Here is a 14099-nt window from a genome sequence, read left to right as displayed (position 1 = left end):
GCGGAGCGGACAGCAACGGCCGGCGTCTGTCACGAATCTGTCGTGAGCAGCGCGGTCGGCGCTGACAGATCCGTGAGAGCACCAGTCGTCCGCTCCCACAGCGCCGGACCAGTTCTCGGTCTGGCGTCCGCGTTGGGCGGTCCGCGACCGGTGTCCGGTCCCCGTCCCGACTGTTGTCCGACGCCGGGTCGGTCCGCCATCCGGTCCCGCCTCCTGCGACTGACGGACGGACCGGAACCCCTGTCCGGGGTCGGGGAGGTGATGGGCCACGACAGCATCGATCCCTGACTCGGACACCAGTCCGCGCGGCAATCGCGTCGAGGGCGCCGTTCAGGTTGTCATCATGCTGGCCATCGGCGGCGCGGCGGGGGCGGCCAGTTTCACCCACGTGCACAACGTGGCCGCCGCGCACGGCCAACCCGGCTGGCTGGCCTGGGCCGACGCGATCGTCCTGGAGCTGATGTCCATCGCCTCCGGTTTGGAACTGCGCCGCCGCAAACGCGCCCACACCTCCACCGTCTTCCCGGCCACGGTGCTGGCGTGCGCGGTCACCCTGTCCCTGGCGGCGCAGGTCGTCGAGGCCGAACCCTCGATCGTCGGCTGGGTCGCCGCCGCGGTACCCGCGCTCGGGTTCCTTGTCATGGTCAAGATCGCCCTCGGTCGGACCAGCACCGCCACGCCCGCCAACACCGCCTGGGCGGTTGGGGACGGCCGACGGGATGAGGCCGGGCGGACTGTTCCGGACAGCGGACTGGACGAGGCGACCCGGTCCGCTGTCACGGCGGGGGAGCGGCGGTCCGGACCCGGACCGTCCGCTCACCGGATGCTCGTCGCCGACATGGCGGACGGAACTGGCAGCGAGCGGACCGGGGACGGTCCGCGCAGCCGTCCGGCGATGTGGCCGAGCTGCTGCCGGCGGCGCGCGAGGTCCGGGACCGGCTCGCGGCGGACGGGCAGGCACTGACCCGGGCTGCACTCGCCGAAGCCCTGCGCGCTGCCGGTCACACCGTGTCCAACACCCGAGTATCCGAACTCCTTAAGACCCTCAAGGTCGAGTCGTCGGCACCGCCTGAGCTGATCGCGAGCCCGGCCGTGCCGACCAACCCGGCGCCACCGCCTCTGTCACCGAAGCGGCGCAACGGTGGCGGAGCAGCCACCCCCGCGCCGGTCGACCCCGACAGGGCTACCCCGCACCTACCGCACAGCCATCCATCTCAGAACCAGGAGAACCCTGATCATGAACAGCCCCACGAATCACGCTGACCAGACAACCCGCACCACGACCGACAGCAACACCACCGCGCCCGGCGTCGGGGAGGTGTGGACGATCGAGCGCATCCGTGCCCTCGGCGTCACCACCACCCTCGCCACCACCGCCTCCGTGCTCGGGATCAGCCGATCCCAGGCGTACCGGCTCGCCGCCACCGACCAGTTCCCCGTACCGCTGATTCGGGCCGGCAGCCGCATCATCGTCCCGGTTGCCGGCCTTCTTCAGCTCCTGCTGGTCGGGGACCCCGCTTCGACCGACGACCACCGACGACTTGATGCCGGCGCAAAGGTGAGCGTGGATGCGGTGACCCCGCCACCAGCGGATTCCACCCGGCACCGCTGGCGGCACCATACGGAGCATCCAGGAGACGATGAGTGAAGGGATCCACCTTCAAACGGTGCGGCTGCCGCGGCAGCGTCACGGGCCGGCGACTGGGACGCTCCTGTCCCCAGCTTCGCCGGCCCGGCGGCGGCTGGTCCCGCACCCACGGCCACTGGCACTGGCAAATCGAAGTACCCGCCCGCGCCGGCGGCACCCGCCGCCCGCTCCGCCACGGCCCCTACGCCACCCAAGCCGACGCCGACGCCGTCCTGGACCGCATCCGGGCCGCGCTCGCCGTCCCCGACCCCACCGACCCGCACACCACCGTCAAGACCGGTGACCTGATCGAAACCGCCGTCAAGACCGGCGCGCCCATCCCCACCCCGGAGCAGGTTCGGCGGGCGCTGCACCTGGACATCACCCCGACCGAACTGCCCACTATGCAGGCGTACCTGACCGACTGGCTCGCCGGACGCAAAACATCAAGACCGGCACCCTGCGCTCCTACGAAGGGCACATCCGGCTGTACCTCATCCCGCACCTCGGGCATCTGCGGATCGACCGGCTCCGCCCCGGCCACATCGACGCCATGTACGACGCCATCGCCGAACGCAACACCACCATCGCCACCCTGCGCGCCAGTCGCGACCCCACTAAACGCGACCAGGTCAAGAACCAGCGGATCGCCGGCCCCAGAACCCTGCACGTCATCTACGCCACCCTGCGCAAGGCCCTCAACGACGCGATGCGCCGCCACCGCTACATCGACACCAACCCCGCCCTCATGGTCGAACTACCCACCGCCCGACCACCCAAGCCCACCATCTGGACCGACCAACGCATCCGCACCTGGCGCGACACCGGCAAGACCCCCAGCCCCGTCATGATCTGGACCCCCGAGCACACCGGCAGATTCCTCGACCACACCCACGACGCCAACGACCGGCTCTACGCCCTCTACCACCTCATCACCTTCACCGGCCTGCGCCGAGGCGAGGCCTGCGGTCTGCACTGGGACGACCTCGACCTCGACGCTCACACCCTCACCGTCCGCTGGCAACTCGTCCAACACGGCTGGGCCACCGCCATCGACACCCCCAAAACCACCGATAGTGAGGCCGCGGTCGCTCTCGACGCCGAAACCGTCGCGGTGCTGCGCGCCCACCGCACCCGGCAACACCGCGAACGCCTCGCCGCCGGTGCCGCTTGGACCACCACCGGGCTCGTGTTCACCACACCCACCGGTGGGCGGCTCCACCCTGCCGACGTCACCGACCACTTCCACCACCTCGCCACGCAAGCCGGGCTACCACCCATCCGGCTCCACGACCTCCGCCACGGCGCCGCCACCATGGGCCTCGCCGCCGGCGTCCAAATGAAGGTCATCTCCAGCCGGCTCCGACACTCCAGCCCACACTTCACCGCCAAGTTCTACGGCGAGGTCCTCCCCGAACTCTCACACGCTGCCGCCGAAGCCACCGCATCGGTCGTACCCCGACGACGCGACTCCAAAGGGGCGTGACCACCGATCCCGTACGACGCGGTGGCGTGTCGGTGCCTCTCGGTAGGATTCGCAGATCACTCCTCCGGCGACAGCACAGGGGGCATGGCCAGTGACCGCAGCAGGCCGACGGCGACAGCCGGCGGGTCCAGAACCGACCATTGTGCCGATGATTCGGCTCGCAGACCGCGTGCTGACGGGCGAGATCGTGCTGCCGAAGTACCAGCGGGCGTTCGTGTGGGGACCACACCAGGTCCTCGAACTCCTCGACTCGGTCCTGCGCAACTATCCCATTGGCAGCCTACTGCTGTGGGAAACCACCGAGCAGCTCGCGAGCGAGCACACTGTCGCTGGCCTCGCTGTAGAACCTCCGCGGCCGGGCCGAGCGGTGAGATACATTCTGGACGGCCAGCAGAGGCTGGCGAGCGTGCTCGGTGCTCTGCATGGAGGCACGGGTCCTTGGGACATCATCTATGACCTGCAGAAGGAGCGGTTCTTCCATCGCACTCCGGATACGGCGATGGCAGCGCATCTCGTGCCCATGCGGGCGGTGAGCTCGGCGAGTCTTCTCTTCGGGCAGGTCGCCGAGCTTTCCGCCGACCTGCGAGAACGTGCCACGGGACTGTACGAGCAGTTCGCCAACTATCTGGTCCCCGTAGTCACGTTGGACCACATGTCGGCAGAGGAGTCGGCGCGGGTCTTCGTTCGGATCAACAGCACCGGCACTACGATGAACATCGTCGATGTGGCACGGGCGAGTACTTGGAGCCCGGACTTTGATCTCAAGGACGAAATCGAGTCGCTACTTCAGGTCCTAGACGCGAAGCATTACGGTCGCGTGGACACCATGACCATGCTTCGCACGATCGCGGTCGCAGCCGGCTTCGGGTTCTCCAGGCAGGACATCAACCGCCTGCGGGAGCTGGATAAGCCGCGTCTCCGGGAGGCTGTAAAGGCAGCGGGGAAGGCGGCTGAGCGAGCGGTGGATTTCCTCAGTACTCAGATTCGCACTCCGCATGCCGATGCGCTGCCCTATTACAACCAGTTCGCAGTGCTTGTAGAGGTGTTCCGGCAGCTGCCGAAGCCCTCATCCGCGCAGTATGACGCGTTGCGCCGCTGGTTCTGGCTGACCGCCAGCGGCGAGTACTTCAAGGGCTGGAGCGAGGCCCAGATGACACAGGACGCGCAGGCGATAGCCGCGTTCGCCCGGGGAGAAACCGGTGAGGTCGACACGGTTGCGGCGCTGCCCCGCAGCGCCCTGTGGCGGCACAGCGCGTTCTCCAAGCGGAACGCTCCAAGCAAGCTGCTCGCCTTAATCCTTGCGTACGCAGATCCATTAGACCTGCTCACGGGGCAGCGGATCGACGTGGGCAGGGCACTGTCCTGGCAGAATGACAAGGAGTTCCACCACTTCTTTCCCCGGGCCTTCCTGCGAGCACGCGGAGTCAGCGGCGCTCGGGCCAACGTCTGCGGCAACCTGGTCATGCTGACATCGAACAGCAACATCTGGGTGTCCGACCGCCCGCCGTCGCGATACCTGCGGGATCTGGCTGACATCGAGGGAGAAGGGGCGCTCCGGCAGCGGCTGCGGACTTGTCTGGTGAACGAGGAGGCGTACCAGGCGGCACTACGGGACGACTACGACACGTTTCTGCGCGTGAGGTCCGAGACGCTACACCGGCGGCTGTTGCAGCTCATCGGGTTGGCGACGGAGCCGACGAACGTCGCCACCAGCAGTGCCGAGCCGCTGGTAGGAGACGAAATCATTGATTCGGACCTTGATGTGGATCCCCTAACCGATGAACCGATCGACCTCGACTCGGTGGATTGAGGAAACACGCCATGCCCATCGCCGATGTCCCGGTTGACGACCGGCCACGGGAACGACTCCTCAACCGAGGCTCCGAGACCCTGTCCGATCGGGAACTGTGGCACTGCTGCTGGGCTCCGGTACCGATGGCTGCGACGCCGTGGAGCTTGCCAGCCAGCTCATCGCCCGGCACGGCGGACTGTACGAGCTATCGCGGGCCGACCCGCACGAGATCCCGGCGGGTTTGGCAGGCATCGGCCCAGCGAAGGCTGCCCGAGTAGCAGCGGCGTTCCAGCTCAGTCGTCGGGTGCGACCGGCGGAGCTGTCGGGCCGGCCACGAATCCGTGGCTCCGCGGATCTGGTCGCTGAAGCCGACCACTGCTTGCGGGACTGCGACACGAACGGGTGGTGGTCGTCGTCTGCGAACAGCGTCGGCACGTGCTGCGGACGGCGGTGTTCAGCGAAGGCGCGGCCGATCGCTCCCTCTTCCGGTCCGAGACGTTCTGGCGTTGGTGCTAGCGACCGGAGGCACGGCGTTCGGGGTAAGCCACAACCACCCGACCGGGCGGGTGGACCCCAGCGAGTCCGACCGCCAAGCCACAGCCCGCCTGGCAGCAGGGGCGGAGGCGGTCGGACTCAAGTTCCTGGATCATCTGGTTGTCACGGACCAGGATTGGCGTCGGGTGGAGCACGGCTGACAGTTCAGCTCCGATCGAGCTACAGATTTCCCGCGAAGGCCGCGTTAAGTGATGCGGTACGTAGAGCGGTTAGATGGGCGGTCTGCTCGGTACCGAGCTCAACCGCTCGCCGGACCATGGTGAGCTGCCGCGCGATACGTCGTTGCTGAGGGAGGGGAGGGAGTGGTATCTCCGTCGCCAAAAGCCGGTCGACATTGACCCGTTGCCGCCTGGAACCCATTCCCGTGCCCTTATCTCTCAAAGCATCATGCAGGCCGGGCCATCGAGCCAGATGGCCCATGTACTCTACGTCGGCGGCAGAGGGATCAATGTTGAATGTCGGGAACTCGTGTGATACGTAGACACCTTCAAAGTCGGACGGCACAACCGCAAGTGAACCCTCCCAGCCGAAAAGCTTGCTGTAGACAAACTGTCCTGTGTGAAGACGGTTGTATCGCGTGTACTTGGTTTCTCTACCGGAGATTGCCGGGCGACGGAAGAGGCCTCGTCCGCGATTCAGGATCCCTGCGGTTTGATAGATCCCATCAGGGTGGACCTCCACAAAGTCACTGCTTGGATGCAGCGCGGCCGAGAGCGGGGCGCACTCTTCTATAGGACGCAGCAGTGCGTCTGCGTACTGCTCGACGATTTCGACGGAGCGTTCGCGTAAGGCGTTAATCCGGGTAAGGCATGGTATTGTCGTGTCGAGCTTCGCGGCGATGCGGCGCTGTTCCCTAAGGTCGGGTAGCGGGACATCGATTGCGAGAAAGCTTTGTGCGCTAACGCGCTCCCTCCGGGCCCCAATTCCCTTCGACTCTACTTGGAGCTTCTGCCAAAACTTCGGCCAAGTGCAGAGGTGCTTCATGTAGCGAATATCTGCGGCATCTTCGTTAACCTCGAAGGTTGGGAATTCGACCGAGGCGTAGAAGCCATCTAGTTCATCGGGCACAAGTGCGATCGCGCCCTCGAATGCCTTTAGTCTGCTCAGGATAATGTTTCCAGAATGTAGGCGATTCAAGAATCGATAGGAAGTCTCATCCCCGCGGATCGTTTCGCGAGCAAAAGCGCCCTTGCCGAACCCTCGCACGCCGGCAATCTTGTATTCATTGCACTCTGACACTGAGACCTGGTCTAGTGAGAGGGTTAATCCGGTTCCGAGTGGGCGCATGACAATCTCTCGCATTAACTATCCCTCAGCTTATTCTTGACCTCTTCGAGTAGGCTGAGAATCTCGTTCTCTGTCTTAACCAGCTCCGACAGGAGTTCGTCTGGCGGGCGATGGGCCAAGGCAACTTCCTCGTGGGGATTAGTCAAGTCGAGATTGTAGCCAGCCCTCTCGACGTCGTCTGCGGAGATTTTCCACGCGTGGGGTCCCTCCTCGCGTCCTCGGCGTTCTTCGCCACCCCACCATTGGACACAGGGTTCGAACTCCTCGAACCGCATTGGTTTGGTCTTGGTGTAGCCGCGTCGGCCGTCCGGTGGCGAGATTTCGTAAAACCAGACCTCCTGTGTTGGTGTCCCCTTCTCGAAGAACAGCAAGTTCGATGGGATCAGGGTGTATGGTGCGAAGACGCCCTGCGGTAGCCGAACGATGGTGTGCAGGTTGCACTCCTTCATCAGCTTCTTCTTGATACGGGCGCCGATGCTGTTATCGCCGGCGGCAGAGAGGCTGCCATTCGGTAGGACTATTGCGCAGCGGCCGTCTCGCTTCAATTGATCTAGGATCGCGTGGAGGAATAGCCACGACGTCTCCTGGGTCTGGTAGCCCTTCGGGAACTTTTGGACGACCGAGCGTTCCTCCTCACCGCCGAACGGCGGATTGGTCAGCACCATATCGACCCTGTCCGCCGCCGTTGCATCGCGCATCCGCAGTAGCGCGTTGTCCCGAATGAGGCGCGGTGCTTCGATGCCATGCAGCAGCATGTTCATGCTGGCCAGCAGGTACGGCAGCGGCTTCTTCTCGATGCCTCGCAGATTTGCCTGTAGTTGCCTGCGTTGGGTGTCTGTCTCGACCAGTAGTCGAAGTTCCTCGTATGCCTGCACCAGGAAGCCCCCCGTGCCGCAGGCCGGGTCTAGGATCGACTCGCCCAGTTTGAGGAAAGACTGTTGCACCATGAAGCGGTTCACGGGGCGGGGGGTGTAGAACTCGCCGGAGTCGCCGGCCGCGTCGCGCATCTCCTTGAGAATCGACTCGTATACGAATGACATGGTGTGGATGTCGTCCGACGAGTCAAAGTGGATCTGATCTACCAGATTCACCAGGTCCCGCAGCAGAGTTCCCGACTGCATCCGGTTAATGACGTCCTGGAAGATGGTCGACAGGACGTTGCGCGGATCATCGGCGTTGCCGGCGCTGTTCTTGAGCCCGGCGAGGTAGGGGATCAGTTCCCCGTCGACGAATGTCTTCAACTCGGCGCCGCTGAAGTCGCGGTCTGGCGCCCAGTCCGGCCAGCGGTACGGCTTTTCGATGGTGGGCCGGTAGTCGGGGTTCAGCATCGGCCCCACCTGCTCGACACGCTGGTCGAACGCCTTGAGGAACAGCAGCCAGGATAGTTGGGGGAGCCGGTCGAGGTCGCCGTTGAGGCCGGCGTCCTTGCGCATGGTGTCGCGGGCCGACTTGATGATGGACGCGAGCCGCGCTCGCGATGTGGTGCCCGTCTTCGCGGATGCCATCTTAATCTTTCTGTTCCGGGTCGGCGTTGCCGTTGGCGAGTGCTGCGGCCCAGAAGCCGCGCGCGAGTTCCAGCGCGGCTTCGAGCCGGGGTGAGGTTTCGGTCAGGCCCTCGGCCATGTCGGGGTAGGTGTCCGCCCAGGCCGGAGGCGGGTCGGGAAGCGTGTCCGGGACCGGGTGCGTCGCCCGTACCGCGAAGACGTGCCGTACGGCGTTGACGCCACGGCCGCGTCCGCTGCCAATCCGCTCTCGATGAGCAGGACCAGGTCCACGAGGTCCTTGACGCGGGTGTTGGGGCGGCCTCCGTAGTCTCGGGTGAATGCGTGGATCTTCTCCGCGAAGTGTTGGCGGCGGTCCACGGCTTGGATTTCCCTGTGCGGCGTTCCGGCGAATGCCAGCATGTTGGGCAAGGAGAGCCGCTCGAGGCGAGAGATTTCCTCACTACGCATAACGACGTCGATGCGTACGGTGGCAAAGGTCCGCCCCGCTAGCCGACTCTCGATGGAGAAGCGCCAGCCGCTGCGGCCGGCGGTGTCCGCCGTCAACGGAGTGGGCGGAGACACCTGGAAGAGGAATCCATCACCATCCTCATCGAGCGCGAGCGCGTCGATGAGGAGGTCTCGTACCTCCCGGCCGTCTAGCCCTGGACCGCCGTCCGGGCAGGCGGCGAGGTCCATGTCTTTGGTGGCGCGGGCCTTGCTGAGAAGGCGGAACTCCAGAGCGGCACCGCCTTTGAGTATCCAGCCGCCGGTAGGGTCGGCCGAGAGACGGGCGGCGACGCGGTCGAAGACGACGAGGCGGCGTCGCCGTGCCAGATCGGTGCCGGTGTCGGTTGCCTCCTGGCTGAGTCGCGTCTCGAGGGCCCGGCGCAGCGCGCTCGCACTCCGGTACCTTTCGGTCATGGCATCTCCCGCAGCGCCCGCTCGATACCGAGTTCGGATCGGGCACCGAGACGCTGGGCGGCGTCAAGGAGACGCCGACGGGTAGTCAGCCCTTGTTGAAGTGCCTCGGCAACGGCGGAGTCCAGTACGTCCTGATCCACACCCGTGGCTGCGCACTCGGCGATCGCGCGGACGGGTGTGGTGACCCGGTAGCCCTCACGTTCTTCGACTTCGTCGGCGGCGAGGTCGGCCCGGTGGAGGATCACGGCGCTGTCCTTCTGCCGGAATCCGGGCGGCACGGTGAGGTGTATTTCGGACGGGTTGGCCGTTCCCAGGTCATGGACGGACAACGCGGTGGTGTGCGAGACAGTCGCCCGGCCCCTGCTCCACAGCGCCCAACGCACCAGATGGTCGTCCGCGCCGCCCGGCAATGTGCTGAACTCTCGAAAGCGATAGATGCCCCGGTCGACGAGGGTCCAGTTGCCTCGCTGCGCGTGGTGGCGCTGCGCCTGGTACGAATATCCTGCCTCCAGCGCCTGTCTGGCGGTGAAGTAGCCGCGCTGTCCGCTCGCGACGCGCCAGAGGGCGGCTCGCGTGTCGGTACGGTCGTGGAGCACACAGTTACCATAGCAGCACGAAATCCTAAAAGAAAACTTTAGTTTCGTGCTGGCGTGTCGCCCGATGCTAAAACTGATTATTAGGATGCCTCTAGGAGGCGCCTGCTCAAGTCGTCGATAGCCTCGTGCAGAGGTTGCGCGCCGCCGAACCGGTTCGCGAGTTCCACCACCGATCCCAGGTCGGTGAAGGGCCGGACCGCAAGGGTCTCTGGCTTGAGCTGCGGCGAGCCGTACTCGGCGAACTTAAGCAACATCTCGTCCAGCACCTGCCGGGCCTGTGGCTGGAAGGAGTCCAAAAACTCTTGGTGCTCGTGCAAGAACCGGTACAGCCGCTCCTCGCGGCTGACCAGGGGCAGTCCCCAGGCGACGTTGAGCAACAGATCGATCGGGTCGACGTCCGGGCTGCCGAACTCCGCAGGCAACTCCTCGGCCTCGACGTCGGCTTTTCGAAGAATCGCCATGATTTCTCGCCGGCTCCTGGCGGCAGCCCAGCGAGAGCGCAGTTTGTCCGGTGCCAGGTCGAGTTCCAGGACGCGATCGTGAACCCACTGCTGGATCGTCACCAGTCTCATCGTCCGGCCGTCCGTGTCCAGTTGGTAGCGCCGCTCGCCCCACTTGTACACCTGTACGCCGCTTACCACATAGCGCCTGCCACCGGACCGGATGCGGTCCACCACGTCCGGGTCGTCCACCACCCCGTCTGGCCGTGAGGCGTCGAAGGTGCCGCCCTCCGCCTGTACATACTCCGCCTCCGGCTCGGCCACAGTCTCTGGATCGACCTCACCGCCGTCCGGCGCCTCCGGCACACTGTCCACCAGGCGTCCCTGCTCATCGGCCGTATCTCGAACGACTCGTAGCGGCGGTCCGTCGAACCCTGGGTCGTTGAAGAGCCGGGTGGCTTCGACGAAGTCGATGATGTCGAAGGAGCCCTTGCCGATCTCCGGGCACAGGCGGGTGCCACGCCCGATGGTCTGCTTGAACTCTGGCATCGAGCCGATACGGCGGAACAGCACGATGTTGCGCACGGCCGGTAGATCGATGCCCGTGTTGAGAAGCTTGGACGTCACAGCGATCACCGGTTCGTCGGAGTCGTCCTTGCGGAACTCGTCAAGCAACGCCCGTCCGTGCGGCCCATCGGCGTCGGTGATACGGACGACGTAGTCGTGACGCGAGCGCACCTCTGCCGAGGCGGCGTTGAACAGGTCCTTACGCATCCGCGCGGCGTGGTCGTTGTTCTCGCAGAACACGATGGTCTTGCCATGCTTGCCGTCTTCTGCGGTCGAGCGCAGGTAGTCGATCACGTACTGCGCCGCGGTCTCCGTGCGTTCCAGGATGACCATCACGCGCTCAAAGTCCTTCGGACCGTAGATCCCTTCGGGGATCTCGTTGCCGTACTGGTCCCGCTGTCCCGGCACGGTTTGGTATCCCTCCATGTCCACGTTGAGTCGGACCCGCCGCACTCGGTAGGGCGCGAGATAGCCGTCCTCGATGCCGTCGGCCAGCGAGTAGGTGTAGACGGGATCGCCGAAGTAGCCGAGGTTGTCGGCGTCCTTCCTACTGATTGGGGTGGCCGTCATGCCGATCTGCGTCGCCTGGGCGAAGTGCTCCAACACCCGGCGCCATTGTGAGTTGTCTCGGGCGCTGCCCCGGTGGCACTCGTCCACGATCACGAGGTCGAAGTAGTCCGCGTCGTAGCGCCGGAACAGTTCCTCCTCGTCACCCTTCTCCAGCGCCTGGTACAGGGCGAAGTAGATCTTCCGGCCCTGGACCGGTTCGCCACTGATCTTGTGTACGTCGTCTGGGCCGAAGACCGGCAGGAAGTATCTGTCCTTCGGGTCGTCGACGAGCATTGAGCGGTCCGATAGGTACAGGACCCTCGGCTTTCGCCCATCGATCCAGTGTGATCGCTGTAGCTTGGCGACCGTCTGGAGCGCCACCATGGTCTTTCCTGTCCCGGTGGCCAGCACGAGCAGGATCCGCTTCTGGCCGCGGGCGACCGCCGCGAGCGTACGGGCCACCGCCACCCGCTGGTAGTAGCGCGGACGTTTTGCAGTGTTGTCGGAGTTCCGCAGTGTGTGGTCGTAGGGCGACTTCAGTAGTTCCCGTCCGACGTCGGAGTCTGCCTGCAGGTCGGTGACGTATCGGGCCCACAGCTCTCCTGGGGACGGGAAGCGGTCGATGTCGCGAATGGCCGGGGTGGCCCCGCTGTAGTCGATCTCCACGATCTGGCGACCGTTGGTGGCGTAGGCGAAGGACAGTCCCAGCTTCGCGGCGTACCGGCGTGCCTGCTCTACGCCGTCGTTGGCGTCGATACGCCACCGCTTGGCCTCCACGACCGCGACGGCAACGTCCGGCACGTACTCCAACACGTAGTCGGCGATTACAGGATCATCCTGGGCGTGACGCTTGGGCGTCGGTGTCAGGCGGCCGTCGTTGATCCGGAATTGCGGCCGGATCTGCTCGCTTGCCCATCCGGAAGCTTCAAGGGCGGGGAGAACGAACGCCCGGCAGGTCTCGTCCTCGCTCATCCCGAAGGTGGCTGTCACCGTACGTACGATAGTCCCGGCTGTGGATTGCTGTCTTCTCCGGAGAGTCGGGCGGATCTACCCGATAGCGGATCAAAATCCAGAACTGTCAAGATTCTGATTGTGTGGTGAACCGAGGCGGAGGAGGGTAGGCGGCTGCTCGGGCGCATCCATGGCGCGGGCCGGTCCTGCCCACTCGGCGAGCCGGGTGACTGTAGTTGGCGCGGAAAGGGTGGCCCGCCCATCGGCCGTGGGCGCTCCGTGGGTGCTCGGGCGCCGTGGACAGGGCCGTGGTCCGGTGGATTGACTGGGACGCCGACTCGACCGAATCGGGCCATGACCGCGAACAGGTGGACTCACGCGACCCGGTTGGACCGGGTGACTCGACCGAGATCAGGCTCTTAATCCGCGGGTTCGGGGTTCGAGTCCCTGGCGGCGCACCAGCAATCAACTGGGCATTCACTCCTTACGAGTGGGTGCCCAGATGTCGTTCCGGCGCGAGTGACAGCAACGGCGACAGCAACGAGGTCACTCGTCAGCGTCATCACCCGTCTCAGGCTCAGTGAGTGCCGCGTCCATGTGTCCTGCCGCCTCTTGCTGCATGGCTGGCATGACATGCCCGTAGATGTTCATGGTCACCGCGATCTGTGAGTGGCCGAGGATGTCCATGACGACTCTCGGGGACACGCCTGCAGCCAGCAGCAGCGTCGCGCAGGTATGCCGGAGATCATGAAAGCGGATTGGCCGGACATCTGATCGAGCACTACCACGACCCGGACGCACCGAAGGCCAACAGCATCGTTGTGGCTGTCTCTGTGTTCGTACGAGACGACCGCGGTCGCGTGCTGCTGATCCATCGCACGGACAACGATCTGTGGTCCCTGCCGGGCGGCGGCCAGGAGATCGGGGAGACTGTCGCCCAGACTGCCGTCCGCGAGACCAGGGAAGAGACCGGCATCGACGTCCGGGTCATCGGGCTTGTCGGGGTCTACTCCGACCCTGCCCACGTCGTCGAGTACTCAGACGGTGAGGTTCGGCAGCAGTTCTCGCTTTGCTTCCGGGCCGCGCCCCGTGGCGGCACGCTGACGCCGAGCGATGAGTCTGCTGACGTGCGGTGGGTCCCGCTCGACCAGATCGGCGACCTAGACATCCATCCCTCGACGCAACTCCGCATCAAGCATGGTCTTGAGGAGCGCAGCAAGCCCTACATCGGTTGAGGTGCTGCGGACAGACGCGCTTGAGTCCGGCGAACCGCAGTGATCATTTCAGGCTGCGCCTTGAGGATGAAGCGAGTCACGAGATGATCCGGACCATAGCGGCTGCGTATTTCGGCAAGCCGCTCTAGTACCTCAAAGTCCTGGCCATCCGGCCCCGTAGTCATGTCTGAGAAGCAAAGAGCGTCGGCCACGGCCGACTGTTCTCGGGTGAACTCCTCCGCAAGAGCCTTGCCCAGCCCACGTTCCTCCGCTTCTAACCAGGCGCAGGAATGGTGAGCTACCAACGCAGCTACCCGCTCGTCGATCCCTTGACCCTTCAACCACCGACCGCCATCGAGTGAGTGAAAGCCTGTATCGACGAGTTCTGGGCTGTGTCCGACGTCATGCAGCCATGCAGACGCCACGAGAACGTCACGGTCCTCGGGTGGTATTGCCTGACTGACCTTCCGAGCTTTTGCGGCTACCGCCCTGACGTGGCTCCATCGCCGAGGCAGGGGAACCTCAAGCTTCAGTCGCGCAATCTCGCGAGCGGCGTCGACGAAGGCGGGCATGCCATCAGCGTACGGAGTCGTCACCGTCAAACACCAACCCGTCCGGATGCCGAGTGAG

Annotated in this window: 10 protein-coding genes and 2 pseudogenes; 5 read left to right on the top strand and 7 right to left on the bottom strand. The window is 65.0% G+C overall.

Going from position 1 to position 14099, the window contains the following annotated elements; genetic code table 11:
• Window positions 1-343 precede the first annotated feature (343 nt).
• From O7603_RS15100 to O7603_RS15085, 4 genes and pseudogenes are all read left to right on the top strand, one after another.
• Window positions 344-1263: pseudogene (locus tag O7603_RS15100) on the top strand (DUF2637 domain-containing protein).
• Window positions 1238-1648, top strand: coding sequence for a hypothetical protein (locus O7603_RS15095; RefSeq protein ID WP_281576703.1), 411 nt, complete (start codon window positions 1238-1240; stop codon window positions 1646-1648). Before O7603_RS15100 ends, O7603_RS15095 begins: the two are co-directional and overlap by 26 nt.
• A pseudogene (locus tag O7603_RS15090) lies at window positions 1645-3113 on the top strand (tyrosine-type recombinase/integrase). The gene O7603_RS15095 and the pseudogene O7603_RS15090 overlap by 4 nt, the downstream one beginning before the upstream one ends.
• A 148-nt stretch (window positions 3114-3261) precedes the next feature.
• Entirely contained in the window at window positions 3262-4923 is a 1662-nt protein-coding gene (locus O7603_RS15085) for a DUF262 domain-containing protein (protein WP_281576339.1), read from the top strand.
• A gap of 696 nt (window positions 4924-5619) precedes the next feature.
• Here the strand turns inward: O7603_RS15085 and O7603_RS15080 are convergent.
• From O7603_RS15080 to O7603_RS15055, 6 genes are all read right to left on the bottom strand, one after another.
• Window positions 5620-6666, bottom strand: coding sequence for a restriction endonuclease subunit S (locus O7603_RS15080; protein ID WP_281576338.1), 1047 nt, complete (start codon window positions 6664-6666; stop codon window positions 5620-5622).
• 95 nt (window positions 6667-6761) lie between these two features.
• A complete protein-coding gene (locus O7603_RS15075; protein WP_281576337.1) occupies window positions 6762-8252 on the bottom strand; it encodes a class I SAM-dependent DNA methyltransferase in 1491 nt (496 codons plus the stop codon).
• A 102-nt stretch (window positions 8253-8354) separates the two neighbouring features.
• On the bottom strand, window positions 8355-9152 hold the full coding sequence (locus O7603_RS15070) for a nucleotidyl transferase AbiEii/AbiGii toxin family protein (protein WP_281576336.1): 798 nt from the start codon (window positions 9150-9152) through the stop codon (window positions 8355-8357).
• Window positions 9149-9748: a hypothetical protein gene (locus O7603_RS15065; protein ID WP_281576335.1), complete on the bottom strand. Its 600-nt coding sequence runs from the start codon at window positions 9746-9748 to the stop codon at window positions 9149-9151. Before O7603_RS15065 ends, O7603_RS15070 begins: the two co-directional genes overlap by 4 nt.
• Window positions 9749-9828: 80 nt before the next feature.
• Window positions 9829-12294, bottom strand: a complete 2466-nt coding sequence (locus O7603_RS15060; protein WP_281576334.1) for a DEAD/DEAH box helicase family protein — start codon at window positions 12292-12294, stop codon at window positions 9829-9831.
• A 507-nt stretch (window positions 12295-12801) separates the two neighbouring features.
• Window positions 12802-12942, bottom strand: a complete 141-nt coding sequence (locus tag O7603_RS15055; RefSeq protein ID WP_281576928.1) for an integrase — start codon at window positions 12940-12942, stop codon at window positions 12802-12804.
• Window positions 12943-13013: 71 nt separating this feature from the next.
• On the opposite strand from O7603_RS15055, the gene O7603_RS15050 reads away from it, so the two are divergent.
• Window positions 13014-13490 carry an NUDIX domain-containing protein gene (locus O7603_RS15050; RefSeq protein ID WP_281576333.1) on the top strand — a complete coding sequence of 159 codons (477 nt, stop codon included), beginning with the start codon at window positions 13014-13016 and terminating at the stop codon, window positions 13488-13490.
• On the opposite strand, the gene O7603_RS15045 is transcribed toward O7603_RS15050, so the two are convergent.
• A complete protein-coding gene (locus tag O7603_RS15045) occupies window positions 13478-14041 on the bottom strand; it encodes an HD domain-containing protein (RefSeq protein WP_281576332.1) in 564 nt (187 codons plus the stop codon). The genes O7603_RS15050 and O7603_RS15045 overlap by 13 nt on opposite strands.
• Window positions 14042-14099 lie beyond the last annotated feature (58 nt).

Source organism: Micromonospora sp. WMMD812, assembly GCF_027497215.1.
Taxonomy (GTDB): domain Bacteria; phylum Actinomycetota; class Actinomycetes; order Mycobacteriales; family Micromonosporaceae; genus Micromonospora.
This window is presented reverse-complemented; position numbering and strand designations above follow the sequence as displayed.

What these genes read in the sequence shown, in the direction of transcription:
- O7603_RS15085 (WP_281576339.1), top strand. Translation starts at nt 3,262, where the DNA reads ATGATTCGGCTCGCAGACCGCGTGCTGACGGGCGAGATCGTGCTGCCG.
- O7603_RS15055 (WP_281576928.1), bottom strand. Translation starts at nt 12,942, where the DNA reads ATGGACATCCTCGGCCACTCACAGATCGCGGTGACCATGAACATCTAC.
- O7603_RS15075 (WP_281576337.1), bottom strand. Translation starts at nt 8,252, where the DNA reads ATGGCATCCGCGAAGACGGGCACCACATCGCGAGCGCGGCTCGCGTCC.
- O7603_RS15045 (WP_281576332.1), bottom strand. Translation starts at nt 14,041, where the DNA reads ATGCCCGCCTTCGTCGACGCCGCTCGCGAGATTGCGCGACTGAAGCTT.
- O7603_RS15070 (WP_281576336.1), bottom strand. Translation starts at nt 9,152, where the DNA reads ATGACCGAAAGGTACCGGAGTGCGAGCGCGCTGCGCCGGGCCCTCGAG.
- O7603_RS15095 (WP_281576703.1), top strand. Translation starts at nt 1,238, where the DNA reads ATGAACAGCCCCACGAATCACGCTGACCAGACAACCCGCACCACGACC.